The organism is Pseudohalocynthiibacter aestuariivivens, from assembly GCF_018457175.1.
Lineage (GTDB): Bacteria > Pseudomonadota > Alphaproteobacteria > Rhodobacterales > Rhodobacteraceae > Pseudohalocynthiibacter > Pseudohalocynthiibacter aestuariivivens.
Genome location: NZ_JAGFNU010000020.1, coordinates 1 through 25497, shown reverse-complemented (window position 1 = coordinate 25497; position 25497 = coordinate 1). Strand labels below are relative to the sequence as shown.

The following is a 25497-nucleotide window of genomic DNA, read 5'->3' as shown; positions in this document are numbered from 1 at the left end:
GATGTGCGGAATGGGACTTGGTTGGTGGAAACCATCAGGGCCAGCGGCCATGTGCGTCGCGCTAAGAGGCCGAACACAAGACTGCTTCTGACAAAACGCCAAGCACAAAATTGTACTTGCAAAAAGGGAGCCATCCACACAGGACAAATCGGTTATTCGCTGCGGTTGCGCCATTGGCCGGTTTCTGAACATCACGTTAGCAAGGGAACGCGTCAAGCACGCAATGCTGATGTCTGCAGCTATCGCTGCGATTGATTGCTGTGGAAAAGAATGTTGGACCATTCAAATGTTGAGGATTGAGCGTGGGCGTGAACCGGCGCAAACTGGTCTTGCGGGCCTTTCGCATCGGAAGCGCCGGGTGCGGAAGAGAGTTGATGAAGGCTATCGTTCAGGAAAAATATGGAGGGCCGGACCACCTTCGGCTTGCCGATATCCCGGTTCCGGAACCCGTAAAAGCACAGATCCGGGTTAGGGTGTCGGCCTGCGCTGTGAACCTTTCAGACTGGGAATATCTGATCGGCTCGCCGCTGTACGCACGACTCGTGGGAGGTCTGATGCGACCGAAACACCCGGTTCTGGGGTCGGACATCGTCGGCGTCGTCGATAAGCTTGGCCCAAATACCACCGGGTTCTCGATTGGAGACAGAGTCATGGGCGATCTTGTCATGGTGCGCGGTGGGTTTGCGCAATATGCCTGTGTGTCCGGCGCCGAGATGGTCCGGGTTCCTGATGGGCTCTCTGACGAGATCGCCGCATGTTTGCCGCAAGCCGGTGGCATCGCCGTTGCGGGAACCGAAGGGCTTAAACCGGGCGATACGCTATTGATAAATGGAGCCGGTAGCGGGTCGGGAACCATGGCGCTCCAACTGGCGAAAGCGGCAGGAGCGCATGTGACAGCTGTGGACAACGCCAGCAAGATCGATTGGCTGAGGTCCATGGGGGCCGATGAGGTTATTGATTACCGCGAGCAGGATTTTGCCCGAACAGGCCAGCAATGGGACCGGGTTTTGGACATGGTCGCCACGCGCGGTCCGGCCAAGATCGCACCGGCTCTGTCCCGCGGCGGCATCTACAGGGCCGTGGGTGGCAACGTGGGGGTCCTGCTGTCACTCGTATTTGGTGGTCTGCGCTTTCGTCTTCAGAAAAAATCTATCGGGATGCTGATGGTTCCCAGTGGCCGGAGACTGACCGAACGGGTCGCACAAATGGCCGTCGAGGGAAAAGTCGCTCCACCTCTGGAGGCCGTGATGCCGCTGTCTTCGGTACCAGAGGCTTTGCGGCGTACCGGCCTTGGTGAAGTGAAAGGCAAATTGGTGATCAGGCTTTGATGCTCGGCCGCCTCCGTGCCCTGCTATTGAACGTTGATCACGACGATTCCGGTCTTTTGCCCCGTCTCCACATATTGAAATGCCTCGACGATGTCATCCAAGGGATAACTGCAATCAAAGACGCCCCTGAACCGGTCTTCTGCCATCAGGTCTGCGAGGTGTCGGACGAACCCCGGCGCGTCTTCAGGGTATGGGACACGCACGCGGCGGCTTCCCGTAATGCCGAACCACATACTCAGAAGGATATTTGACCAAAAAGGGCCAAGGTCGGTCGCGGCGAATATCCCGTTCTGGTTCAAAAGCCTGCGACAGGCGAACCAGGAGGTCTTGCCCACGGCGTCGAAAACCAGATCGAAAGTTTCACCGATCGCGGCAAAGTCTTCATCCTCGTAGTTGATAATCCTGTCCGCGCCGAGCCGATTGGCAAGGTCCAGGTGCCGAGTTCCGACGACCGCCGTCACCTTTGCGCCTCGTGCTTTTGCAAGTTGAACCGCAGCGGTTCCGATGGCCCCGGACGCGCCGTAGACCAAGCACGTTTGGCCTGTCGAAAGCAGCCCAACCGTCGAGCTAGCATACCACGCACCTTCGCCGACCACTGCTTCGTCGAACGAGAGATTACCGGGAATGCAGGCGACCGCCCCGTCAGCGGGCATGCAAAGATACTCGGCATGGGCACCGAATTTGTCTGGCAATAGACCAAAGACCCGCCCGCCCGGCTGGTAAGTGATCACGCCGTCGCCTAAATCATCGACGATCCCGGCAAAATCCATGCCGAGCGTCTGCATCTTCGGGTGGAAAAGTCCTGTCATCGCCCGCGCAAAAAACGGATGCGCCCGAAGCGTGGCGGTGTCGGTGCGGTTGACCGTTGTCGCAACAACCCGCACCCGGATTTCACCCGGTGCCGGGCGCGGGACAGGCACCTCGCGAAGTGAAAGCATCTCCGGTGGGCCGTATCGGTTAAAGACTGCCGCCTTCATCATCTGTGTGTCGATCATATTGCGAGTTTACCAGATTGAGCATGCTTTGCCGGATTTTTACGAGATCGAATTCATACTAGCCGGAAGCCCGTTTCGCGCTCAGTGCGGGTTCATGATTCCGGCGCAGTGAAGACTGCCGGTATGTCCCAAGCTTCAGTTATTTGGCCGTCCACTATGCGCCAAACGACAACGGCATCTGTTGCCACTGATGTGTCTTCAAGAGTCATCATATCTCGGACATGGACGACGAGCAGTTCGTTTCCTACAGGTGTTACGGAGACAGGCTGAACATTGAAGGAGCCTTCTGTCTTTTCCGCCAAGGCCTTGAAGAACACCTTCAATCCATCGAAACCGACGTAGTCTCCCTGCACATCGGGCAGTTTTGGATTGAAGAAGTGCCAGATGAAGTCATCGGAAAAGAGCGCTTCTGATGCGTCGAGGTCTTGAAGGTCCAGCTTCATCAGCAATTCGGTATTTGGATGAGAATCGGTCATTGCTTTTCCTCTGGGCTTCATTTCATTGGGCCAATTGGGCTGTCAGTTCCGAGTCCCAAGCTTCCGCACTGCCTGACGAACTTGATCAGCTTAGCCGTATTGATCGGTTTGCCCGGAAGCACACGGATATGTTTGCTGGGCTTTCCTGACCTTTTCAGTATGCCGTCCGGATCAGACAGCTCCATGCTTTTCAGGAAGCCGAAGTTCACGTGCTTTTTCGATCCGAATAGATAGATTACCGGGATTCCGTGCGCGTTGAGGAAGACCGGCGCGCCATACTGCATATCTTCGGTCGCTTCAGGCATCGTGGCGTGAACGAAGCCCCTCAACTCTTCCAGCAAAGGTACCACCGCCGGGCTGCAACCGTTGATGTAGTCGTCTATGGTGTCGTGCTTGCAGTGCACTAGATGCCTCACTTCACGGTTTCTGTTTGCTTCGCTACTGGGTCTCGGGATTTGAACTCGTTTGCAAGCGCGACCACGGGCGCAACGCTGTCTTTGTCCATGTAATCAAACCCCTTAAGCTCTTCCTCGCTTGCCACGGGATCGGGGTTTTTCCAGGCGGCGATGATCAACATCGCTCGATCGTACCACGTCAGCTCTGCCGGGATTTGCCGTCCGCGTAACGCTACATGTTTGGCATTGGCGACGAAACCGGCAGGCAGACTGTCGCCCACCCAGGCATCCAGTTTCGAGCCGGGAGGTGCGCCTGAGACCGTAACCATGACGATCGGCTTGCCCTCCAGTTTCGAGAGGTTCCTTTGCACCCAATCGGTAATCAAGAGCTTGTAGTAGATCACCGGAGTCGCGAGGATCAGAAAGTCGTACGCATTCAGATTAACGTTGCCTTTGCTTACGTTCAAAACAGGTAGACCAGTCGCCTCGCCAATCCACTCAGCGTATTGGGCTGTGCTACCGTATTTGGTCGCATAAAGAATGGCACCCTTCATATCGAGCCCCCAAGTTGCGAACCGAACGCAATGTGAGTCCGGTCATTGGCTTTATGCCTAGGGGCGCTCGGGGGTCATTGAGGCAGGTCAATTGGGCCGGACAGTTTATATGCAAGGCTGGAAATCGAAGCTACTGTTTCCTGAGTGGCCTATCCAGTTGGGTTCGGTGATTTCAACTAACGTTTCTGGAGGGAGTGGCTCATGGCTGACTCACAAGCTAACAAAGTAGATCCATCCTGCCAGGCCGATCGACAGATTGCGTCAATTCGCATTTTGAATTGCGGGTGCGCCGAGCAGCACGAAGAGCATCGCTACGGCAGCAGGATGCCGCAGCTTTGGTGGGTCTTCCTTGGTCGGAGCTGGGTGCCCGTGCCTCTGCAATGCTTTTTAATTGATCACCGTGACGGGTTGGTGCTGTTTGATACTGGAATCGACCCGGCAATCATGTCCGACAGGCGCTATATCAAACAAGCGATCGGTCGCTTTCTGTTGCCGAGGATTTTTCGATTGCAGGTCAAAGAAACCGATCGCATTGATCGGGTTCTTTCAGCTGCGGGCGTCGCTTCCAGTGACATTCATAAGGCAGTCATCTCTCATCTTCATTTCGATCATGTTGGTGGGATTGCACTTATTCCTCAGGCCGACTTGCTGGTAAGCGCACGCGAGTGGGCAATTCTCTCGGAACCGCATCCCGAGCGCGAGTGGATCCTGCGCGAGCACATCGAAATCCCCGCAGCTAAGTGGCGGCAAATTTCGTTCGAGCCGACCGACGACCCGCTCTTCGAAGGGTTTGACGGAATCCACGACGTCGTCGGCGACGGCTCGATGATTCTGCTACCCACACCGGGGCATACGGCCGGTTCCATGTCCATGTTGATCCGCCAAGACGGGTGGGACCCGATCCTTCTGGTGGGAGACCTCACTTATGAGGCGGCTTTGCTTGAGGACGATATCGTCCCAGGGACCGGTGACAGAGAAGCTCTACGTGCCTCGTTCGCCAAGGTGCGTCGGTTGAAGCAATGCCTGCCGGGCCTGGCAGTTGTGGCATCGCATGATTTTGGCGCGGAAGAATCTGTGTCGCGGGCCACGCGCAATTTTTCGAGTTCTTTTAGGGAGGTATCAAAATGACAGATCAGGAACATTGGGACGCCATCGTCGTCGGGTCCGGTATGGGCGGTATGACATCGGCAGCAGCATTGTCGAAGATGGGTCACAAGGTCTTGCTTCTGGAGCAGTACAAGACTTTGGGCGGCCTGACGCACAGTTTCTCGCGCGAGGGCTTCTCCTGGGACGTTGGGATCCACTATCTCGGCTGCATGGCCCCCGACGACCGGGAGCGGGGTATGCTCGACTGGCTGACCCACACGCCGATGGAATTTGAATCGATGGGGGCAGTTTATGACAACCTGCATCTAGCGGACGCTCCGCCGCTTGCGCTTTCACGCCCCTTCGAGGCCCAGGAGCGCGATCTGAAAGACCGGTTCCCTGATGAGGCCGAAGCGATCGAGGAATGGACCGCAGCACTCCGGGAAGGGCGGAAAACGATGTACACGGTGGCTTCAACCCGCGCCATGCCGGACTTTGTCGGCCAAATGTTTGATTGGTGGAACCAGCGGGCCATCGACAAATGGTGCAAGCGCACGACACAGGAGGTTGTCGACAGCATCACGCAAAATCCGGACCTTGCCGCTGCCTTTACCGCGCAATGGGGGGACCATGGGGGCCGTCCCCACAAGGCAAGCTTTGCCATGCATGCCCTGATACTTGGTTGCTATCTGGAAAGCGGCGCATGGTATCCGGTGGGGGGTGGCAAGGCATTTGCCGAACATCTGATACCGACGATCATAGAAGCGGGTGGAGAGGCCCGCGCCGGAGTGAAGGTTGAAACGCTTCTGGTGGAGAACGACAAGGTCGTCGGAGTACGCACATCGACAGGTGAAAACATCTATTCAGACGTTGTCATATCCAATATCGGTGCGCGCGAGACGCTCAACAATTTGCTGCCCGAAGGCTTCGGTCCCGAAGACTGGATCAGTGAAATACAAGCGCTGCCCGCCTCCATTGCCCATTTCGATCTGTTCCTTGGCTTTGAAGGCGATGTGGAAGAGGCGGGAGCGACACGGTCAAACCACTGGGTCTATCCAACGGGCGAGATCGACGCGATCTGGGCCGATGCACCGAATGGAAATCCGCCGGGCTTTTTCGTCTCGTTTGGCTCTCTGAAGGATCCAAACCACGATCCGGGGCCCAAGCAGAAATATGCGGGCGACATGGTCGTCTGGGCCGATTGGAACAGCGTCGCGCGATGGGCGGACCTTCCCTCGGGCGCACGGGGTGCCGAGTACAATGCCTTCAAACAACAGGTTGAGGATAAAATGTTCGCGCTGTTCAAAGCCTACTTCCCCGGGCTGGTCGAACTGGTGGTGTTTCGTGAGCTTTCGACGCCCTTGGCAACGGCCGCGATCACCGGTCACCACGAGGGCCGCTTCTATGGGCTGGATGGGACGCCCGAACGGGTTTTGAGCGATGCGCTCCAAGCCAAAACCCCAATCGAAGGGCTCTATCTCTCAGGGCAGGACGTGGTCAGTATCGGCATTCAAGGCGCGCTCTGGGGCGGGATTCTTTGTGCGGCCAGTGTTGATCGCAGAATTTTTAAACAACTGAAAGGGTGATGTCTCAATGCACTGGTTGTTGCTGGCGATAGGTATCGCGATCGAACTGCTCGCGACGACGTCTCTCAAACTATCGGAGGGATTCACGAAACTCGGATTTGCAGGACTGACGCTACTCTGCTTCGCACTCGCGTTCTACGTCATATCTCTTGTTGTCCGCACTATGACACTTGGGGTCGCCTATTCGTTTTGGGTGGGTGGCGGCATCGCCGGCGTCACACTGATTGGTGCTTTGGTCTTTGGGTAATCGCTCGACGGCTACGGCTATTTAGGGATCGGCCCGATCTTGGCCGGAGTCTTTGTGCTGAACGCGCTATCCTCGACAGCGAGTGGTTAGCGCCCAGAGCAATGTTTCGCTTCTCCGATGAGTGCTGACTGTGAGCGTTAGCGGACGTTCGTACGCGACGCGGCATCTGGAAAAATGAGCTCAAAGCGGTAGTTCGCTGCGCTTACTTCAAATGACTGCTATGCGGACTAACTATTTGGTAAGGCCCCATGCCTCGCGCGTTAACGCTCCGGAAAAGTGTCTTGATTTTGCCCACGTTTAAATTTGACTACCCGCGCCGGTCCCGTTCTCAAGGCTTGAGAGATTACACCTTCCCCTATGCTTTGATAGAATTAGGAAAGCTCGGTTTGCTTGGAATTTTTGCTGCACTAGGGGACATTGCTTTTTACTACTTTAAACGACGGCTTTGCGGGTACAAAGCCGATTTTCGAGGGTAGCCCTCATCTAGTACTGTTGGAAAGTCATCCAGACTTTTACACATTTTGTTTTCGTGCCGGGCGCAACATAGGAAAACGAGGTGGCGACAAACCAACGCGTACTTCCGCCAACTCTTGGAAGCCAAAACGCCGGTAGAGGGATCGGTTGGCTTTATTAGTCGATTCCAGATAAGCAGGTAGTCCATCGCGATCGACGACTGCGAGGCAATATTCCAAGAGTTTCGTCCCGACACCGTGCCCGCGATATGCGGGGTCCACGGCAATCAAGCCAAGGTACCAGTGCGGATCACTTGGGCAATAGGCCGCGCTTTGAGAAACTAACGCTTGAAACTCAGGTGGGAAAATTTGGCTCTCAGTTGCGACCGAAGTTTCAGTCTGCGCAATCGCTTCCGAGCGATCCTTTTTTGCACCGGGTGGAAGCCAGACCGCCGCTCCAGCAAAATCACCGATGACATAGACCGTTCCGGCATCGAACGCGGCTGAATATGCACGCCTTGGGTGCTTTTTGCTGTCAAGCAGGAAGTCACGTGACTTAGGCAACAGCCAACGAACGAAGGGATCGTCAACGAATGATACAGAAAGCAATGCGCCCATGCATTCCTCGTCGTCCCAGTCACCCCTTCTGATCGGCATGTCTTTCAAGATCACCTCCACAAAGAATACTCTGTGATTGTTATTGGCTTTCCACCAAGGCACAAGAGAGAGTTCATCAACTGAATGTCACATTTGGGCTCAAAACAGGCTTTCGCCGCAGAAGTGTCGACCGATTGAAACCGCCGGACAAACCGGACCTAGGCCTCAATAGGCGCGACCCCCGCTACGGCCCACAGGAGACATTCATTGGGTCGGTTTGCGCCGCGATGCAGCTTTCGTATTCCGACCATTCGTGCTCTGCGCAGCATTTGCGAAGAGAGAATGACGGCAGCGCGGAAAAAGCGGAACTTGCCCTATGCCTGATTCCAGATACGCTGCTCTCAATTATTATCGGGTAGGAGGGAATAGAATGTTGACGGTTTGGGGAAGAAGAACATCGTCCAATGTTCAGGCACTGATGTGGTGTATAGGCGAACTCGGTCTTACATCTGAACGCCATGATGCTGGGCACAAGTATGGCGGAACCGACACGGATGATTTTTTTGATCTCAACCCAAACCGGACCATTCCAGTTTTGCAGGACGGAACGAACCCACCCCTATGGGAAACAGGATGCATTCTACGCTACCTAGCTAGCCGATACGCCGATGAGTGGAGCGAAAAGTTCATCAAGCTCTGTCGGTGGGCCAGATCGGGGAATTGTGTGGCTGGCCTTTCCTCTTGCTTTCCCTGCGAACCGCCGATGGGACCAACGGGCAACAAAGGATGCCAGATAAAACAAGGCGATGGCGGCCAGCAGCCAAGTTACGCTATAGACGCCAAGTTTGATCATTCCGTACGGTCGCCTGTTGTCGGAGTTTCTTCAAGTCGCGTTGTGGGATTTAGATGGAAAGTTACGCGAGAAAACTCGACGCCACATAGCTTGTGAGGCGGAAAATGGCTAGCAGGCTCATGAATGCCTCTAGTTTCCTAGACACCTTGTAGGTTCAGTATTTGCTGCCTATCGAAATCCACTGGCGACAACATGCCGTTTCTAGCCTGTTTGCGTTTTGGGTTGTAGAAGAATTCGATGTAGTCGAAGACGTCGCTCCTGACATCGTCTCGGGTTTTGTACAGGCGCTGGCGAATGCGCTCTCGTTTCAATAGATTAAAGAAACTCTCGGCTACCGCGTTGTCATGGCAATTACTCTGGCGGCTCAAGCTGTATTGTAGATTGTGGTGCTTTTGAAATGATGCCCACTCAAGGCTGGTGAATTGTGAGCCCTGATCAGAATGGATCAATACCTTTTCGGTCGGTTTGCCTCGCCAGACAATCATCAGCGAAGCTTACAGAACCAAATCCGTTGTCTAGCTTGATTGCATCGGCCACCGGCTGATCCAAGAGACCGAAGTTTAGCAAATCTCGTTCTGTCGATTCATCGGCCTCACCGTGACTCTATTCTTCGTGACCATTCTCCGGTCGCGCGAGAGTCCGTTTCAACCAAATGATATGCCCCTCAATATAGACCTGTCGCGTACGGCGATTGATACACGTCAATATTGACGACCCAATTATGTGATCTGTTTCTTTTAGTTTTCAATTCTCGCTTGGGAGGTGTCGCTGTGGACCAGAAACTGAAGGATCAAATCATATCTATCATCGATGACACCGATGACATGACCATCGCAACCGTGCGCGAGGATGGGTTTCCTCAAGCAACCACGGTCAGTTTCATGAATGAGGGTCTGACTATCTATTTTGGAACGTCGGCCGATAGCCAAAAGGCCAAGAATCTTGCTGCAAACAATAAAGTCTCGCTAACCATCAACCGTCCTTACAAGAGCTGGAGCGACATCATTGGGCTCTCTATGGGCGGCAAAGCAGTTCTGGTCACGGACCCCAAGGAATTCGAGGGCGTTGTCCAAATGATGTCCAAGAAGTTCCCGCAAATCCCGGACTATGTGCCTACTGAAGATGTCGAGTTGGCGATCTTTCGCATTGACCCGAGTGTCATCTCGCTTCTCGACTATCGAAAGGGTTTTGGTCATTGCGAGTTAGTGACGGTTTGACATGGCCACCCATTCCACCACACTTAGGGGCCGTGTGTGGATGAATATGGATCCCGCCTAATTGCAACGGTCTTGATAGGTCTGGTTCAGGATCACGATTGCTGATGTATATCCGGCTTCTATGAGCGGCCCAATACATTGTCACCGCGAGCCCCGATGGATTTCCGCGTGCTTCTCCCTCATTGGCTCCAAGACATCAGCTTTGCTGTGCCGATCCACACACCAGGTTTAAGAAGCGACGGGTCGTGCCGTTGTCACCATCCCATGCCAAGTTGCTGCAATATTCCGGGTTTGTCCTCCTCGGTTTAGCTTTTTAGCGTCTGCTGGTATTATATCTTTACAGAGCCGGTTGGTTGATAGACTGAGTCACCAGACAAGACTGACCAAACGATCCTGGCGTTCTTGTTGGCAAGCGCGACAGCAACCACATTTGGATGTCGCCGGTCGCGCATCCGTCTAATCCACAGGCTTTTGGCATCGGTCTTGCCGCCCGCCTTCCCAAGGACGGCGCGGGCGCCATGGATCATTAAGGTGCGCAAGTATCGGTCCCCGCGTTTGCCGATTCCAAACAGGTGCGACTTGCCACCACTGGATCGCTGTTTGGGAACGAGCCCAAGCCAAGCGGCAAACTGCATTCCGTTTTTGAAGCACGTCCGGTCGCCGACGGCGGCAACCAGCGCTGTTGCTGTTATTGGACCGATCCCATCAATCTTTCTAATGCGTTGGCACATCTCATTGGATCGAAAGAGGTCTCGGATGCGTTGATTGTAGGAGGTAATGCGTTGATCCAGTTCATTGAGTTCTTCGCGCACATCGCGAACCAGCTCCAAGATCAAGCCCCCAAGGGTCTTGTCGACCCCATCCGCAATCTGCCCAAGAGCATACTGAGGCGCGAGTTATCGCGGGCTATCGCCACGCCATGCTCTGCCAGCAAACCTCGGATCTGGTTTACTAGACGTGTCCGGTCTGACACCAGTCTGTGGCGCATACGATGCACCGCCTGTATCTCGGGTTGTTCAGCTGATTTCGGTGGAACGAAGCGCAAAGACGGCCTGCCGATTGCTTCGTAAATAGCCTCAGCATCGTTCCGGTCATTCTTGTTGGACTTCACATATGGCGTCACAAATTGCGGTGAGATCAAGCGGATCTCATGCCCTAGGTCACCAAGTACTTTTGCCCAATAATGCGACCCACTACAGGCCTCCATGCCAACAACACAGGGCGGCAAACCAGCAAAGAATTGCGGAACTGCGTCTCGCCGTAATGTCTTTCGCAGAACCGCATTACCCTGATCATCAACACCGTGGACTTGAAAGACCGTCTTCGCCAAGTCCAAACCAATTTGTACAATCTGCATTGTAATTCTCCTTTCCCTAAGTTGATCCTCTAAGGGTCACCGATTAAAGGCGGCGGGGTCCATACCATTGGCTCCCTTTTTGCAAGTACAATTTTGTGCTTGGCGTTTTGTCAGAAGCAGTCTTGTGTTCGCCTCTTAGCGCGAAGCACATGGCCGCTGGCCCATCTGATGGTTTCCACCAGCCAACTTGGCGTTGAAATGGGCACGCAAAAGTCAGCTGAACAATTGACCGAGGTTGGGGTCGTCTATTGGAAAGGGTTCGCCTTTGGCGATCTGGTAGTCTACACGCCACTTTTGATCACTGGGCTGATTGGCCATTTCTTGGGGCGGCACTGGGGACGGATCAGGCTGGCTGCAGCGTTTGGCATCACCGTCTACTGGCTCATCGTTTCGCTTGCAGCGGTTTATTTCGCGAAAGATGCCGAGGGCTGGACGCTCGGAAGTCCAACGGCCTATTGGTTCGTGTTGCCAATTGTAACACTGTGGGTCGTCTGGGGGATTTGGGGTTTGCTACATGAGACCTGAGCGCGTCGAAATCCGTCAACGCGAATATCTGCACCACGGGAAAGGTATCGTCATTGTGATGCATACCCGAGCAGCCGGGCCAAGGCCAATGGTGTGGGCCAGCGGTTCATTGAGTAGACGTGGATGGCCGGGGCGCCATAGGCGATCAGGCGACGAGCCTGCTCGACTGTTGCTGCGGTAGCAAGATGAGCAGACAGTTCCGGCGTCTTCTCCGCTTCAGCAAACAACTGGTCGAGCCAGTTAGGTATGTTCGTTCCATTCGCACGGGCAAATCCGCGTAGACGCTCCCAGCCCTCCAGCGGCATCAGGCCCGGAATGATTGGCACATCGATCCCGTGATCGGCGCAACGATCCAAAAACCGACCATAGGCAGCCGGATCAAGAACAAATTGGCAGAATGCCGTGCTGGCGCCAGCTTCGAGCTTCTCCTTCAAATGGTCAATATCGGCATCAAGCGTTTCTGCTTCCGGATGTTTCTCAGGGTAGGCGGCAACAGTGATTTCGAAGGGGTGAATTTTGCGAAGCGCTTCCACCAACTCGGTCGCATGTGCAAAGCCGGATGGTTTCGGCATTTGGGTTGTACGCGGACGATCGCCGCGCAGGGCGAGGATACGTGTCACACCCGCGGCCCAGTACCCTTCGGCGGCCTCAAGCGCCTGATCGCAGCTTAGTCCCCAGGCCGTCAGATGAGCGGTAACAGGGCGCTGACTTCTTTCTGCAACTTCCACAGCCGTTTCATAGGTTCCAGTCCTCGTTGTCCCGCCTGCGCCCATGGTTACCGAAAATCCGTTGGACGCCACGGTTGCCAGACGATCAACAGTTTCGTAGAGCGTCGCCCTGCCAACCTGACTTCGTGGCGGAAACAACTCGAAACTGAGCGGAACAGACCCGCCTGAGTCAAACAAGCGTTTCAGAAGCGCTTCGGTCGGTTGGGGGACGATCGGCTGACGTTTCATGGAAAGGATATCCTTATGCTGCTTCCAGATTGCTTGTTCATCTTCACTCCTTCACGGTTATGATGCACAAGAAATCCTCCTGACGCTAACTCCTCAAATCTGTCCTAAAGGCGTTAACCCCAGAAATAAAACTGAGAAGAGTTCGCATTGGTTTTACAGCACCCCCTCAGGTTCGCTATTCGTGGCGCAAGGCATCAATTGGATTGAGCCGTGCAGCGCGGCGAGCTGGAAAATAGCCGAAAATCACCCCAACCGCGGCAGAAAATGCAAAAGCCAAAACGATAATTTTTGGGTCGGGTGTGAATGGAATGGAAAGCATGTTTGCTCCAATCAGCGCCAGGGCCAGCCCTACAACAATACCTATCAAACCACCAATTAGCGACAGTACGATTGCTTCAACCAAAAATTGCGTCAGCACTTGTCGTGCTTGTGCGCCCACTGCGAGCCGGATACCGATTTCGCGCGTGCGTTCAGTCACGGAGACCAGCATGATGTTCATGATCCCGATTCCGCCCACCAGCAGGCTGACTGCTGCAACTGCAGACAGAAGACCGGTCAGGATATCAGTGATTCCGGACAGCATGGTGGCGATCTGTTTCATGTCCATTACGGTAAAATCATCATCTTCGCCGCGTCCGATCCGCCGGATTTCACGCATGAGAGTTTCTATTTCCTCCTTAGCACGGTCAGTAGAGACGCCCTCGCGTACTGAAACATAGATCGTAGAGACATCAGCATTTCCCGCAATGCGGCGGTGAAACGTCTTTATGGGCATGATTACGAAATCATCCTGATCACTGCCGAAGGTAGATGCTCCTTTTGATTGCAACAGACCGATCACCTTGCAGGACAGTGTTTTGATGCGGATTGTTTCGCCGATCGGGTCAGCATACCCGAACAATTCGGAGCGTACAGTTTCGCCCAGGATGCAAACCGGTTTGCCAGATTGGATCTCAGCAGTTTCAAAAAACCGGCCGCGGGCAAGTTCCCACCCGGCGGCCTGAAAATAGCGATTGTCCGTTCCGACAATATCAGTGCGCCTGTTTTCATTGCTAAAGACCGCCCGTGACCGGGCTATACTGAGTGGCGCGGCGATATCGACGACACTAAGCTGATCCTGAACAGCATCGTTATCCCGGATGGAGAAGAGAGAGTAAGCTGTACTAGCAGGGCCACCCTCCATGGCGTCCTGACCGGGAAGAACCATCAGGACATTGCTGCCCAGCTTTTCAACATCGGTGGTAACCTGTTCGGTAGACCCCTGCCCAACTGTGACCATTGCAATGACCGCGGCTACACCAATAACAATACCAAGCACAGTCAGGAATGACCGCATTGCGTTGCGAAAGATTGCTTGGACCGCCAATTTTATCGTTTCCCAAATCATACTAGGCCGCTCTTTGGGTTGGAGTGTCACGCTCTATGCGACCATCAACCATCCAGATCAAGCGGTCAGCATATTGTGCCATTGCCTCTTCATGGGTCACCATAATGATGGTCAGGCCCTCGGTGCGATTGAGATGCTGTAAAACTTCCATTATTTCGGCGGAACGCTTTGTATCAAGGTTCCCTGTGGGCTCATCCGCCAGGATTACCTTTGGCTTTCCGGCAAGTGCGCGGGCGATCGCGACGCGTTGCTGTTGTCCCCCTGACAGTTCGGACGGGTCGTGAAGGGCTCGATGGGCCAACCCTACTTTCTCAAGCGCCTCGTGGGCAGCAGCTTCTCGCTCCGCTCGTAGCAAGCCTTTGTAGATCAGTGGCAGTTCCACATTTTGCAGCGCACTTGTTCGGGCAAGAAGGTTGTACCCCTGAAACACGAACCCCAGATAATGGCGGCGCAGCAATGCTCGCTGATCCTGAGTCAGATCAGCAACCTCGACACCGTCAAACAGATACTGACCGCCAGTCGGTGAATCCAGACAACCAATGACATTCATTGCCGTTGATTTGCCCGAACCACTGGGGCCCATGATTGCAACAAACTCGCCCTTGTTTATTTTCAGATTAACGCCGTCCAGTGCCCGCACTTCGGTCTCGCCGTGACCGTAAATGCGGGTAATGCGATGTAACGCGATCAACGGTGTTTTCGCTGCTGGTACATTATTCATCGATCTGATCCGTAACGACCAAATCGCCTGCAAAAACACTTCCCTCAATGATTTCAGTCAGTTTTCCATCGCTCGCTCCTGTACGCACGGCAATCTCCTCTGGTACACGATCTTTCAAGATCCAGAGTGTTTTGTCATCTTCGCGACGGTCATCGTCCCTTCCAGAAGGGATCAACATACCCAGAAGCCCACTGCGTTCCTCGTCTTCTGTTGCGGGTTCAAGTGGTGGGGCATAGCGCAGTGCGGCATTGGGAACCGTCAAGACATCGTCGATTTCTGCAACGGTAATGTCTGCCGTTGCCGTCATGCCCGGGCGTAGCAGCAGGTCTGAGTTATCAATCGTCAGAATCGCTTTGTAAGTCACAACACCGTCGATTGTTTCCGGTGCAAACCGTATCTTTGAAATCTCGGCTGGAAAGCGACGATCATCGTAAGCTTCAACGGTGAACTCGGCTCTGTTACCGACACAGATCTGGCCGATATCAGCCTCGTCGACATCGACTTGTAGTTCCATCTCCGTCAAATCTTCGGCCACGGTAAAAAGGATTGGGGCAGACAATGACGAGGCCACGATTTGCCCTGCATCAACAGCCCGGTTCAGCACGATGCCTTGAATCGGAGAACAAATACAGGCCTTGTCCAACTCAGCCTGTTGCAGGTTGAGATTGGCCTCGGCCAACGCACGATCTGCGATGGCAGATTGCAATTCCGCTTGCGCACGTATGTATGCGGCCTTTTTCGAGATGAAGGCCTGGTGCGAGGTGACACCGCGTTGTTCCAGATTCAGCTCGGCTTCGTATTTTTCTTTAGCCTCATCCAAGGTCGCTTGTGCCATTGCCACTCGGGCGATTGCGGAATCGAGTGAGGCCTTGCTCACCTCCAATTGGGCTTCAAGTTTTGTCGTGTCCAACTCAGCAAGTATAGTTCCGACTTCGACACGGTCATTATAATCGACATTCACGCTTGCCAGAGTTCCGGACAATTCGCTGGAGATTTCTACGAGATTAGTCGGTTCGACGGTTCCAGTGGCGGTTACGGTAACGCTGAAACTGCCAATTGAAACCTCTGAGGTAATATATCGGGTGACAGATTTTGAGTGCGAAAATGATATCCAGTACCAAATACCACCCATAACAAAGGTAAGAACAATGGCGTATTTGATCCACCTAAGTTTATAATTTTTATGTGCTCTTAGCCCCAGCGTTTTTTCGACATCGGTATTCGGTTCAGCCATGTCTGTCCTCGGGATAATAGTCCAAGCCTCAAAAATCTTAGCACGGTCGAAAAATATTGAGATGATCGGGATCAATACTTTTCCCGGAAAAGCGGCGATCCGGTTGCCGATGCGTGATGGCTGTATTTCTTAGGGTTAAATCGCCGCATTCGAACACTCTGTTGGGCTGTTGCAGTCTCAAAACGATCAATCGAATCGGGAAGAGTATCTTCTATCTTTTTAAGACGAACCGGGCTTCCCGAAACATCGAAAACGGTCTGTTCACCGCGCTTCAGGTTCAGAACGAAGATGGGCGTTTTTACCTCTCATCCGGACATAAGTCTCGTCCACATACCAGTTCAGACCGCACCACGACCGGAGTTTGAACGACCGCTTCGCTATCTCAGGACCAAACTTGCGAACCCATCGGTGGATCGTGGAAGCATCCATTTCGATACCTCGCTCCGCCAAAAGATCCCGCACATCCCGGCAAGAAAGCGCGAAACGGCAATACTAGCGCACGGCGCAAAGGATAACCTCAGGTGGAAACCGATGATGTTTGAACGGGCTACGCTGCGTAAAGGGCCTCCAAAACTTGGCATGGCCGCGAAGCTGCAGTCTCAGGCAGATTAATGCAACAGACCCATCTGATCTGTTAGTAAATTAAGAGTCGATCCACGTATAATCAACTAGCTTAGTAGTTTGCGCAGGTTCTGGGCTAAAGTACTTATGCTGTACGGTTTACGCAGAACTTTGTGTGGGCTGGTCTCTATCTCTGACATATCGGCAAACCCGCTTGCCAATAAGACCTTCAATTCAGGATTGATAGATAGGGCCTCCTCTGCCACGTCGAACCCGGTCATGCCGCCAGGCATCATGATATCCGAGAATACCAGATCGATGGAGTTTTTCTTTTTCAGGATTGCAATCGCTTTTGGGCCGTCCACTGCTTCGACAACTTGATAGCCCATATCTTGCAAGCGTGACACGGTTAAGCGACGGACGAGGGGATCGTCTTCGACAACGAGGATTGTTTCATTCGCTGCTTTTAAAGAACTTTGCCTAATTTCAGATTCATTATTCTCATCCGTTGAATGGGAAACCGAAAGATAAAGATTGACCGTCGTACCCTTACCGGGTTCGCTATAGATCGCCAGATGCCCATTTGATTGTTTGGCAAAACCATAGATCATACTAAGGCCAAGACCTGATCCGTAACCCGTTTCCTTAGTAGTAAAGAAAGGCTCAAATGCCTTTTCAAGAACACTATTTGTCATGCCGGTGCCAGTATCTGACACTGACAAGGCGACATAGTGGCCAGCCGATACTCCGATTTGGGTGTCGGTATAGTCTTGATCTAATACAACATTACGGGTTTCGATCTTTAGCACACCTCCATCTGGCATTGCATCACGGGCATTTATCGTCATATTCAGCAACGCGTTTTCGATCTGGGAAGGATCAGTCAACGTTACTGCCAGACCTTTATCAAGTTTTTCACGGTACTTGATTTCCTTGCCAACGGTACTTTTAAGAAGTGGGCGCATAGCAACAACAAGTTCGTTGATTTGAACATTTTTAGGTTCAAGAGGCTGGCGCCTTGAGAAGGCAAGCAATCGGGTCGTTAACTCAGCACCCATTTCCGCTGCTTTCTGTGCCTCGCTTAGCAGGTCCCTTAAAGCATCGTCCTTTACTCTCATTTCCAAGAGTTCAAGGTTGCCGATGACGGCAGTCAGAAGATTGTTGAAATCATGCGCGAAGCCTCCAGTCAGCTGACCAACGGCCTCCATTTTTTTTGCTTGTTGCAGTTCTTCTCGACGTTTCCGCTCTTCTGTTAAATCGTGCAGGACTCCGACAAATTGTTGTGAACCGGAGAATGAGTGTTCTGAAACAGTAAGGCGGAGCGGCACCTCGCGCCCGTCCTTTCTGCAGCCAACGACTTCGCGGCCAATACCAATTATTTTTTTCTCACCGGTTTTCAAGTAGTTACTGAGATAGCTGTCGTGTGCATCTCTATCTACGTCAGCCATAAGCTTGCTTACGTTTTGACCAATCATCTCGTCGGTGGTAAATCCAAAAATTCTTTCCGCTGCAGCGTTGAAACTTTGGACGGTTCCTTCGTCAGTGATCGTTATAATGGCATCAGGAGCGGAGTTCAGAATGATTGCAAGGCGCGCTTCACGTTCAATCAGTTCATTCTGAATTTTCTTACGTTCTGTCACGTCCTCAATTGCAAGCAGGATCAGTTCGTCGCCAAATCCTTTCTGCTCAATCTTGCGGGCACTTAGAACCATGTCTCTTGCACCAGCTTCAGTGGTATCAATAGTGATTTCGAAAGATTCGACGGTTTCCTTTTCGGGCAGAACGCGTTCCAACAACTTCCGCAAATTTGGAATGTCCCACTGACAATCTTGAATATCAAAGATTGAAAGGTTTTCTATGTTAACGGGCCTTGTTTTAAATGCCGCATAAAAGGAACGGCTGGCACGGATAATCCGAAATGACTTGTCCAGAACCACCAAAGGTTCACGCACTGTATCGACGATGTTTTCGGCAAATAGCTGTGCAGCTTCGTTATTTTTCTGCAAGATCTTAAGATCTGAAACGTCAATGAAGGTTATCACCAACCCGCTGATTTTTCCTTCTTGCGTGCGATAGGGTAATATACGACGAAGATACCACTTCCCTGTTTTTTCCGGAACTTCAATTTCGATTGGGGTATGGTCTTGCAACACTTTACGAGCATCTTTGAGTATATCGGGATCATTGATCTTGCCGGTAATGTCGCTAAAGGGTCTTCCTTCATCATTTGCGATAACATTGAAGATTTTTCGCGTTGCAGGTGTAAACCGCATGATATTGAGTTGCCGGTCCAGAAAAATAGTTGCAATTTCCGAGCTTGAAAGGAGATTGTTCAAATCTTCTGAGATGCTGCGTTCGTCTTCCACCTTTTGTTGAAGCTGGGTGTTCAGCGTCAGTAATTCTTCGTTTAAAGACTGCAACTCTTCTTTTGAAGTTTCGAGTTCTTCATTCGTTGACTGGAACTCTTCGTTCAACGACATCGCTTCTTCGTTGGCAGACTTTAGCTCTTCTGTCGATAGTTCGAAATCGTGGATTGTGTTGCGCAGGTCCTGCTTGGTTGCATCAAGCTCCTGTTCCATATGGTGAAAGGCGGCCTGGTCTCCCTCAGTGCTGTCCTGCCCCAATTCTTTTACAATGGTTTGCTGGTCCGAAAAAGTCACAAGGAAAAGCGGAGAGCCATCCTCGTTAACAGGGTGCACCCTTATGTTGACCTTTATTTTTTGCTTATCACGGCTCAAAGTAGCTGTGCCTGAAATCTCCTTGTTTTCCTTGATAGCTTGCCGGATGGCGCTGCTGAGTTTGGCGCGCAATCCTTCGCGCACCATTGCAAGCAAATCCTGACTGGCCTCGCCGACCGGTACTTTTAAGTATTTATCGGCAGCACCTTGTACAAAAAGCGTTTCCATGCTGGCATTGATCAGAACTGCAGCGGGGGCGTATTGTTCAATCAGTAACTTTTGGCAGAGGTCGGCAAGCCGTGTTCTTTGATTGACATTTGTCGGGCTCAATGCCGATTGGCTTCCCGCTATGAGGGTGGCAGGTCTTGTCGTGAAATTAACTTTCCGGAGGAGGGATGAGCCGATCCGTTTGAAGAGCCTGTATTTTGACGAAAGTGGCGCGAACAGATCGTCCTGATTGCCAATGGTTTCCGATAGTCCCAGCATCAGGAGTCCATCATTTATCAACGCAAAATGGAACATTTGCAAAATCCGACACTGCGCAGAGGGATCTAGGTAGATCAATACATTGCGGCAAGAAATAAGGTCGAGTTTCGAAAATGGAGCGTCGGATAACAGGTTTTGATTGGCAAAAACGATCGACTCACGCAGCTCAGATGAAACACGGTAGCTGTGGTCTTCTTTCGTAAAAAAACGGTCTAAACGTTCAGGAGTCACGTCTTCTGCGATTGAATCTGGATATACGCCTGCTCGTGCCACGGACAACGCTCGTTCATCTACGTCGGAGGCAAATATTTGCAACTTGATATTTTTGCGTAGGGAGGAGATCCATTCAATGAGCAAAATTGCAAGCGAGTACGCTTCTTCTCCGGTGGCACAGGCTGGAACCCAAACCCGGATTGGCTGGTCTTTTTTATGATTGCTAACTAGGTCATGTAATACATTTGCGTTGAGATACTCGAATGCCTCAGGGTTTCGAAAAAATGAAGTAACGACAATAAGAAAATCACTGCACAGTCGCTCGCATTCCTCAGGTGAATCTTGCAGAAGCGCCAAGTAATCCTTGGAGTTCTCCAGATGCTTGAGCGCCATTCGCCTTTCGATCCGGCGTAACAGCGTACCGTCTTTATATCGCTCGAAATCAATCGGTGAATGGGCTTTTAACAAAGATACAATTTCTTCGAACGAGTCGCGCGCAGTCTCTCCCAGAACCTTGGCAAGAGGTTTCCGGCTGACATATGGATGTTTGACAAAATCACTGACGACCTTTGGCATTTTTTTTACGGATAAGACGTGATCGGCCGATCCGGTTGCAATGGCGCTGCGTGGCATGCCATCGTAATCGGCCTCTTTTGGGTCCTGTACCAGAACCATCCCACCGTACTCCTTGATGCTTTTAATACCAGTGGTACCGTCGCTGCCGGTGCCAGAAAGGATGACAGCGATGGCATTGTTTTTTTGTTCGACAGCCAGTGAGCGCAGGAAAAAGTCGATCGGCAAACGCATGCCGCGCCGGGCCTTGGGTTCGGACAGATGAAGGACGCCTTGTTTGATACTCAAAAAGTGGTTGGGTGGAATGATATAAACGTGATCTGCACGAATGGGCGTCAGGTCTTGTGCCAAATCAACCTGCATTTTTGTGTGCTTAGACAGAAGGCTGGCCATTAGGCTTTCGTGATCCGGATCAACATGATGAATCACAACGAAGGCCAGTCCACTTGTACTTGGCATGACTTTGAAAAAATCGGTCAATGCTTGCAACCCACCAGCCGAAGCCCCGAGACCGACAATCGGAATAGTGGGCTTGGTTTCCGAAGATGGTGTAGGTTTTGTTGTCTTTTTGGTGTTTTCAGATTTTCTCGTGGTCGTCGGTTTTACCGTTTGGCGCGTTCGGGGCCCGGGCGCTGGCAGTTTGGGTTTCCTTGCCATGTGTCATCAGCTCTCATATCTATGCGATCGAGTTTTGCAGTATTTGCAGGACCAAACAAGGGTGCATCCCTTGCGATCTTTCTAGGAACGCTCTGAATTCCTGAGTGTTCTGTGCATCTTCCACAGATTCAGCGGTGCAATTTTAAGTGTTTTAACGTCAGTAAATGGCTCAATATTGAGTGAGGAGCTCTATCCTCAGAAAACCCAATGAAGGATTCCCCAATAAATTGGCCAAACTGTACTCAGCATCATGTTTACAGGGATTGCGACAATCCAATTCCAAGCGGAGTAAATATAGCCGTCAAAAAATGTAAGATAGATGAAGGTCATCGGGATGCTTAAAAGATAAATATTTATAAATACACGTGCCATAGAGCCTCCCAATTTTGTCAAAAAGCGCACCAATCCTTGCGCTTATCATTTTGCAAGCATTTCCAAGTCAGCTGTAGTCAACATGACACCCGAAGGGCTACATGGCGCCTGAATGCCTGTCATCGGCACTCAACATGGAGTAGTTTCTTTACCACTATTGGAGACGCCCTCGTCTGATACATGTCAACGCCCTGTCATCCGCCCTGAGATAGCCTGAGCAGGCTTCACAGTTGAGGGGTGATATACAATGTCTAATGTTGCATCAGAAGAACAACACCACATCGTTGGTGGCGGCATCGCCGGGCTGGCAACGGCCGTCTACCTGATCCGCGACGCTGGGGTCGAAGGCAAAGACATCCGCATCTATGAACAGCTCGACGTCACTGGGGGATCTCTTGACGGGTCGGGCGACGCCGAGACCGGGTACGTGATCCGCGGCGGCCGAATGTTTGAAGAGCATTTCGCCTGCACGTTCGACCTTCTGGGCACGATTCCATCCGTGAACGATCCGGGTATCTCTATCACCGAGGACATCATGGCTTTCAATCGGATGGTGCCCGGTTCCTCCAATTGTCGCCTCGTGCGCGAAGGCAAACCGGCTGAGGATCGCTACGACCTCACGATCAGCGCCCATGACATCGTCGATATCAACCGCCTAATCCTGCGGTCGGAACGCTTCTTGGGCAGCCAGAGCATCGAGGACTGGTTTCAGCCTTCCTTCTTTGAAAGCAATTTCTGGCTGATGTGGTCCACCATGTTCTCGTTTCAGCCTTGGCATGCGCTGATTGAAATGCGGCGCTACCTGCGGCGGTTCATCCACCTTTTCCCCGGCTTCACCCGGATCGCCGGGATACTGCGTACGCGTTACAACCAATACGACTCTCTGATCGCCCCAATCGTGACCTGGCTGCGGGATCGGGGCGTGAAAATTGCGACCGGCGCACAAGTCATTGGCGTAACAATCGAGGGCACACGGCAGGACCGTCGTGTCACCGCCTTGGCTTTGACCGATGATGGCAATGTGCAGACAAACGAGTTCGACTGCGTCTACCTTACCCTGGGCTCCATGACTGACGGGTCTGTTATGGGATCGAACGACCGCGCACCGGAACTCCATGATCAGGAGAGCGGTGCTTGGACACTCTGGCGCAGGCTCGCGGCGCAACACGAAGGCTTCGGCCACCCCGAGGCGTTCTGCGGCGACACCGGCAAGACCGCGTGGCATTCCTTCACCGCTACCGTAGATGGCCCCGACTTCTTCGAGTTCATGGAGGATTTCACCAACAACCGGACCGGCACCGGAGGACTCGTCACATTCGCCGATTCAGGCTGGGTACTCTCCATCGTGCTCTTCCACCAGCCTCATTTCCGTGGCCAGAAACACGGCACCTACACCTTCTGGGGGTACGGTTTGCGCGGTGACCGTCCCGGCGATTTCGTGAAAAAACCGATGTGGGAGGCGGCAGGTGACGAGATCATCACCGAGCTTTCCGGGCACCTTAAGCTGACCAATAAGCAAAAGGCATGTTTCGACAGCGCGCGGGTTCTTCCCTGCAGAATGCCGTTTATCACTAGCCAGTTCATGCCCCGTCGCCCCGGCGATCGCCCTGATGTGCGCCCCAATGGTGCGCGGAATTTCGCGGTGATCGGGCAATATTGCGAGTTGCCTCGGGATTGCGTCTTCACTGTGGAATACTCCGTGCGCTCCGCCCGCACCGCCGTGGCGAGCTTGACGGGCCGGGTGGACCCGCCGCCTCTCGTCGCGCGTACTGACCTTGACCCGATGGTGCTGATACGGGCCGCCCGCGCACTGATAGGAATGTGATCAAATTGGTGCGTCGCTGCTCCGCGTTTGAATGACCGTTTTCTTTGCTGTGCTGCAGCACTGAGGGACCATCGCGAACAACTGCTGTGTGCCGTCTTTGAGTGCCTAACCTCTCTGCGTCTGTAAAATACTGGCCACCAATGCGTGGAAAGTTTGGACTCAAAGCAGGCTTTCGCTGGGTGATCATCCAACCGCTGTTGTGCTGATAAAGCAGCCCCAAAACAAGAAAGAGAACAGAGCCGGAGAGTTGAAGCGCTGACCGGCACGCTGGCTTCGCAAAGCGTGGACCAAGCCATCGAGAGCGATCGGTCGGATCGAATGGGGTTTTGCTCCGATTTCGGTCTTGAGAGACGAATGTTACGAACCTGCGGTGACAGCGCCGGGAAAACCGTGGGCCTTGATCTAAAGCAAGGCATCAGATCAACCCTCAGATGTATTCTGGTTGGAGATTCCGTTGCTGGAGTACGGTGTGGTCGGCAAATACACAAAAGGGCAAGGCTGTTCCGAGGGTAGTCCGGATCAAGCAGCAGTGGTGGATTGGTTGACCGAGCCCTCAACACATGGGGGGCAACCCGTCGAACGCGTTGACACCCACATTTCCACCTGTTTCTGTCCGGCAGCGAAGTCCTCAAACTCAAGCGTCCGATCAAGACCAATTTTCTCGACTTCAGCACCATAGAGTTGCGCGAAAAGGCCTGCAGACGAGAGATCGAAGTGAACCGCACTGTCGCCAAAGATATCTATTTGGGCGTTGTGCCGATCATTTGCCGCAACGGAGGACTGAGTTTTGGCGGCCCTGGGGAAACATTGGACTGGGTGGTCCTGATGCGCAGATTCAACCGTGCCAACGAGTTTGACCGGCTAGCCGAGCGAGGTGAATTGGACATCACTCTGGTCGAAGCCTTGGCGGATACGGTCGCGAGTATGCACCAATGCGCTACCATTGCGTCGGAATTCGGAGGCGCGGCGCGGGTCAGAGCAACAATTGAACAGATTGCTGAGGCGATTATGGCTTCGCCCTCTGCCGTGAGCTTGAACGAGACGGTGGCAGAATGGGTGGCATTAACCGAACAGTCGCTATCCTCCTGTGCGGTTAAACTTGATGTGCGTCGCCGTCACGGCTATGTGCGTCGTTGTCACGGTGATTTGCATCTGGGCAATATTTGTCTGATCAAGGGTCGACCCATGCCTTTCGACGCTTTGGAATTCAACGAAGAGATGGCGTCTACCGACATCATCTAAGACATTTCTTTCGTGGTAATGGATATGCTCGAGCGGGTGTTGAGCGTGCAGGCGAACGCCTTTCTCAGCCGATATTTGGCGGCAGCGCGGGACTATTCGGGACTGGATCTGTTGTCGCTCTTCATCTCGATGCGGGCGGCGATCCGTGCTTTGGTCGCTGTCTCGCAGGACACATCTGACTCGCACGAGCCGTCTGCCAAGGAACGACTTTTGTTCGCCCTCGAAATACTTCAGCGCCCCAAAGAACCACGATTGATCGCGATCGGCGGGCTGTCCGGTTCAGGAAAATCGACCGTGGCCCGTCTTGTGGCAGCCCAGGTTGGTGGCGGAATTGGTGCCATTGTTTTGCGGTCGGATGTCGCCCTTAAGCACATGTTCGATGTGCCGCCAGAAGATCGTTTGCCGCAAGCAGCCTATCGGCCGAGAACAAGTGCTCGTGTCTATACACGGATGTTGCGCGATGCTGGGTGTATCCTCGGTTGCGACTATCCGGTTCTGGTTGATGCAACCTTTCTGTCACGGTCCGAGCGTGAGCAATTCCCCGTGCAGGCACATCGAAGCGGCGTGGATTTCTGCGGACTCTGGCTGGACTGCGATCCCGGGCTACTGCGTGCCAGAGTTCGCAATCGCAAGGGTGATGCATCGGATGCGGGGCTCGCGGTGCTTGAGAAACAGCTAGCTTCTAATGTCACGCCTGACGACTGGGTTCGTATTCGCTCAGCAGGTTCGGCAGAAGGCACAGCGTCCTGCGTGATGTCGGTGATAACCAGCCTCCAGAGGTAAGTGCCAAGGCCCGATGTCTTAGCCCCCTAAAACTGAGCCACTATTTGAGTGTCACAGGAGGAAGAAGGGATGGCTCGGAAACGGTATTCGGATGAGGATGCGCTGAAGATATTGCGCGAGATTGACGTACATCTGCATGAT

General features: G+C 53.0%; 21 protein-coding genes and 2 pseudogenes. 11 read left to right on the top strand and 12 right to left on the bottom strand.

All coding sequences use genetic code 11. From position 1 onward, the window contains the following. The first annotated feature begins 308 nt into the window (after positions 1-308). The gene (locus J4E70_RS18190; protein WP_213891191.1) at positions 309-1328 is read left to right on the top strand and encodes an NAD(P)-dependent alcohol dehydrogenase; all 1020 of its coding nucleotides are present in this window, start codon (positions 309-311) and stop codon (positions 1326-1328) included. A gap of 23 nt (positions 1329-1351) precedes the next feature. Here the strand turns inward: J4E70_RS18190 and J4E70_RS18185 are convergent, their stop codons facing one another. From J4E70_RS18185 to J4E70_RS18170, 4 genes are all read right to left on the bottom strand, one after another. Then, entirely contained in the window at positions 1352-2323 is a 972-nt protein-coding gene (locus J4E70_RS18185; RefSeq protein WP_246531856.1) for an NAD(P)-dependent alcohol dehydrogenase, read from the bottom strand. Positions 2324-2415: 92 nt separating this feature from the next. Beyond that, positions 2416-2799, bottom strand: coding sequence for a nuclear transport factor 2 family protein (locus J4E70_RS18180; protein WP_213891189.1), 384 nt, complete (start codon positions 2797-2799; stop codon positions 2416-2418). Between the two features lie 17 nt (positions 2800-2816). After that, positions 2817-3215, bottom strand: a complete 399-nt coding sequence (locus J4E70_RS18175; RefSeq protein WP_213891187.1) for a DUF1801 domain-containing protein — start codon at positions 3213-3215, stop codon at positions 2817-2819. Continuing rightward, entirely contained in the window at positions 3212-3748 is a 537-nt protein-coding gene (locus J4E70_RS18170) for a flavodoxin domain-containing protein (RefSeq protein WP_213891185.1), read from the bottom strand. The genes J4E70_RS18175 and J4E70_RS18170 overlap by 4 nt, the downstream gene beginning before the upstream one ends. A 201-nt stretch (positions 3749-3949) precedes the next feature. Between J4E70_RS18170 and J4E70_RS18165 the strand changes: the two genes are divergently transcribed. From J4E70_RS18165 to J4E70_RS18155, 3 genes are read left to right on the top strand one after another with little or no spacing between them, the layout of a single operon-like run. After that, the gene (locus J4E70_RS18165) at positions 3950-4876 is read left to right on the top strand and encodes an N-acyl homoserine lactonase family protein (RefSeq protein WP_213891183.1); all 927 of its coding nucleotides are present in this window, start codon (positions 3950-3952) and stop codon (positions 4874-4876) included. Next, positions 4873-6420 (top strand): phytoene desaturase family protein, encoded by a 1548-nt coding sequence (locus tag J4E70_RS18160; protein WP_246531855.1) that lies wholly within the window; start codon positions 4873-4875, stop codon positions 6418-6420. The genes J4E70_RS18165 and J4E70_RS18160 overlap by 4 nt, the downstream gene beginning before the upstream one ends. A gap of 7 nt (positions 6421-6427) precedes the next feature. Further along, positions 6428-6667, top strand: a complete 240-nt coding sequence (locus J4E70_RS18155) for a DMT family transporter (protein ID WP_213891180.1) — start codon at positions 6428-6430, stop codon at positions 6665-6667. Positions 6668-7179: 512 nt separating this feature from the next. Here the strand turns inward: J4E70_RS18155 and J4E70_RS18150 are convergent. Continuing rightward, positions 7180-7776, bottom strand: a complete 597-nt coding sequence (locus J4E70_RS18150) for a GNAT family N-acetyltransferase (RefSeq protein WP_213891178.1) — start codon at positions 7774-7776, stop codon at positions 7180-7182. A 316-nt stretch (positions 7777-8092) separates the two neighbouring features. On the opposite strand from J4E70_RS18150, the gene J4E70_RS18145 reads away from it, so the two are divergent. Further along, positions 8093-8665 (top strand): glutathione S-transferase N-terminal domain-containing protein, encoded by a 573-nt coding sequence (locus J4E70_RS18145; RefSeq protein ID WP_343229487.1) that lies wholly within the window; start codon positions 8093-8095, stop codon positions 8663-8665. Between the two features lie 41 nt (positions 8666-8706). Here the strand turns inward: J4E70_RS18145 and J4E70_RS18140 are convergent. Continuing rightward, positions 8707-9063, bottom strand: a pseudogene (locus J4E70_RS18140) (IS3 family transposase); the annotation flags it as partial. A gap of 276 nt (positions 9064-9339) precedes the next feature. Between J4E70_RS18140 and J4E70_RS18135 the strand changes: the two are divergent. Then, on the top strand, positions 9340-9786 hold the full coding sequence (locus J4E70_RS18135) for a pyridoxamine 5'-phosphate oxidase family protein (protein WP_213891175.1): 447 nt from the start codon (positions 9340-9342) through the stop codon (positions 9784-9786). Positions 9787-10115: 329 nt separating this feature from the next. On the opposite strand, the pseudogene J4E70_RS18130 reads toward J4E70_RS18135, so the two are convergent. Further along, positions 10116-11143, bottom strand: a pseudogene (locus J4E70_RS18130) (IS110 family RNA-guided transposase). Positions 11144-11311: 168 nt separating this feature from the next. Between J4E70_RS18130 and J4E70_RS18125 the strand changes: the two are divergent. Further along, the gene (locus tag J4E70_RS18125; protein ID WP_213891173.1) at positions 11312-11668 is read left to right on the top strand and encodes a hypothetical protein; all 357 of its coding nucleotides are present in this window, start codon (positions 11312-11314) and stop codon (positions 11666-11668) included. 50 nt (positions 11669-11718) lie between these two features. Here J4E70_RS18125 and J4E70_RS18120 read toward each other — a convergent pair whose 3' ends face one another. The 4 genes from J4E70_RS18120 to J4E70_RS18105 all read right to left on the bottom strand — a co-directional run bounded on the left by J4E70_RS18120 (position 11719) and on the right by J4E70_RS18105 (position 15966). Next, a complete protein-coding gene (locus J4E70_RS18120; protein WP_213891171.1) occupies positions 11719-12624 on the bottom strand; it encodes a methylenetetrahydrofolate reductase in 906 nt (301 codons plus the stop codon). A gap of 175 nt (positions 12625-12799) precedes the next feature. Next, the gene (locus J4E70_RS18115; RefSeq protein WP_213891170.1) at positions 12800-14011 is read right to left on the bottom strand and encodes an ABC transporter permease; all 1212 of its coding nucleotides are present in this window, start codon (positions 14009-14011) and stop codon (positions 12800-12802) included. Between the two features lies 1 nt (position 14012). Continuing rightward, the gene (locus tag J4E70_RS18110) at positions 14013-14732 is read right to left on the bottom strand and encodes an ABC transporter ATP-binding protein (RefSeq protein WP_213891167.1); all 720 of its coding nucleotides are present in this window, start codon (positions 14730-14732) and stop codon (positions 14013-14015) included. Continuing rightward, a complete protein-coding gene (locus J4E70_RS18105; protein WP_213891165.1) occupies positions 14725-15966 on the bottom strand; it encodes an efflux RND transporter periplasmic adaptor subunit in 1242 nt (413 codons plus the stop codon). The genes J4E70_RS18110 and J4E70_RS18105 overlap by 8 nt, the downstream gene beginning before the upstream one ends. A gap of 288 nt (positions 15967-16254) precedes the next feature. On the opposite strand from J4E70_RS18105, the gene J4E70_RS18100 reads away from it, so the two are divergent. Then, positions 16255-16578: a hypothetical protein gene (locus tag J4E70_RS18100; RefSeq protein WP_213891163.1), complete on the top strand. Its 324-nt coding sequence runs from the start codon at positions 16255-16257 to the stop codon at positions 16576-16578. A 56-nt stretch (positions 16579-16634) separates the two neighbouring features. Here J4E70_RS18100 and J4E70_RS18095 read toward each other — a convergent pair whose 3' ends face one another. Next, positions 16635-21134, bottom strand: a complete 4500-nt coding sequence (locus J4E70_RS18095; protein ID WP_213891161.1) for a chemotaxis protein CheB — start codon at positions 21132-21134, stop codon at positions 16635-16637. A 619-nt stretch (positions 21135-21753) separates the two neighbouring features. On the opposite strand from J4E70_RS18095, the gene J4E70_RS18090 reads away from it, so the two are divergent. From J4E70_RS18090 to J4E70_RS18080, 3 genes are all read left to right on the top strand, one after another. Further along, positions 21754-23331, top strand: coding sequence for an oleate hydratase (locus J4E70_RS18090; protein WP_213891159.1), 1578 nt, complete (start codon positions 21754-21756; stop codon positions 23329-23331). 714 nt (positions 23332-24045) lie between these two features. Further along, entirely contained in the window at positions 24046-24573 is a 528-nt protein-coding gene (locus J4E70_RS19455; RefSeq protein ID WP_213891157.1) for a phosphotransferase, read from the top strand. Positions 24574-24597: 24 nt separating this feature from the next. After that, complete coding sequence (locus tag J4E70_RS18080; RefSeq protein WP_213891155.1) at positions 24598-25356, top strand: P-loop nucleotide/nucleoside kinase family protein; 759 nt, start codon at positions 24598-24600, stop codon at positions 25354-25356. Positions 25357-25497: the final 141 nt, after the last annotated feature.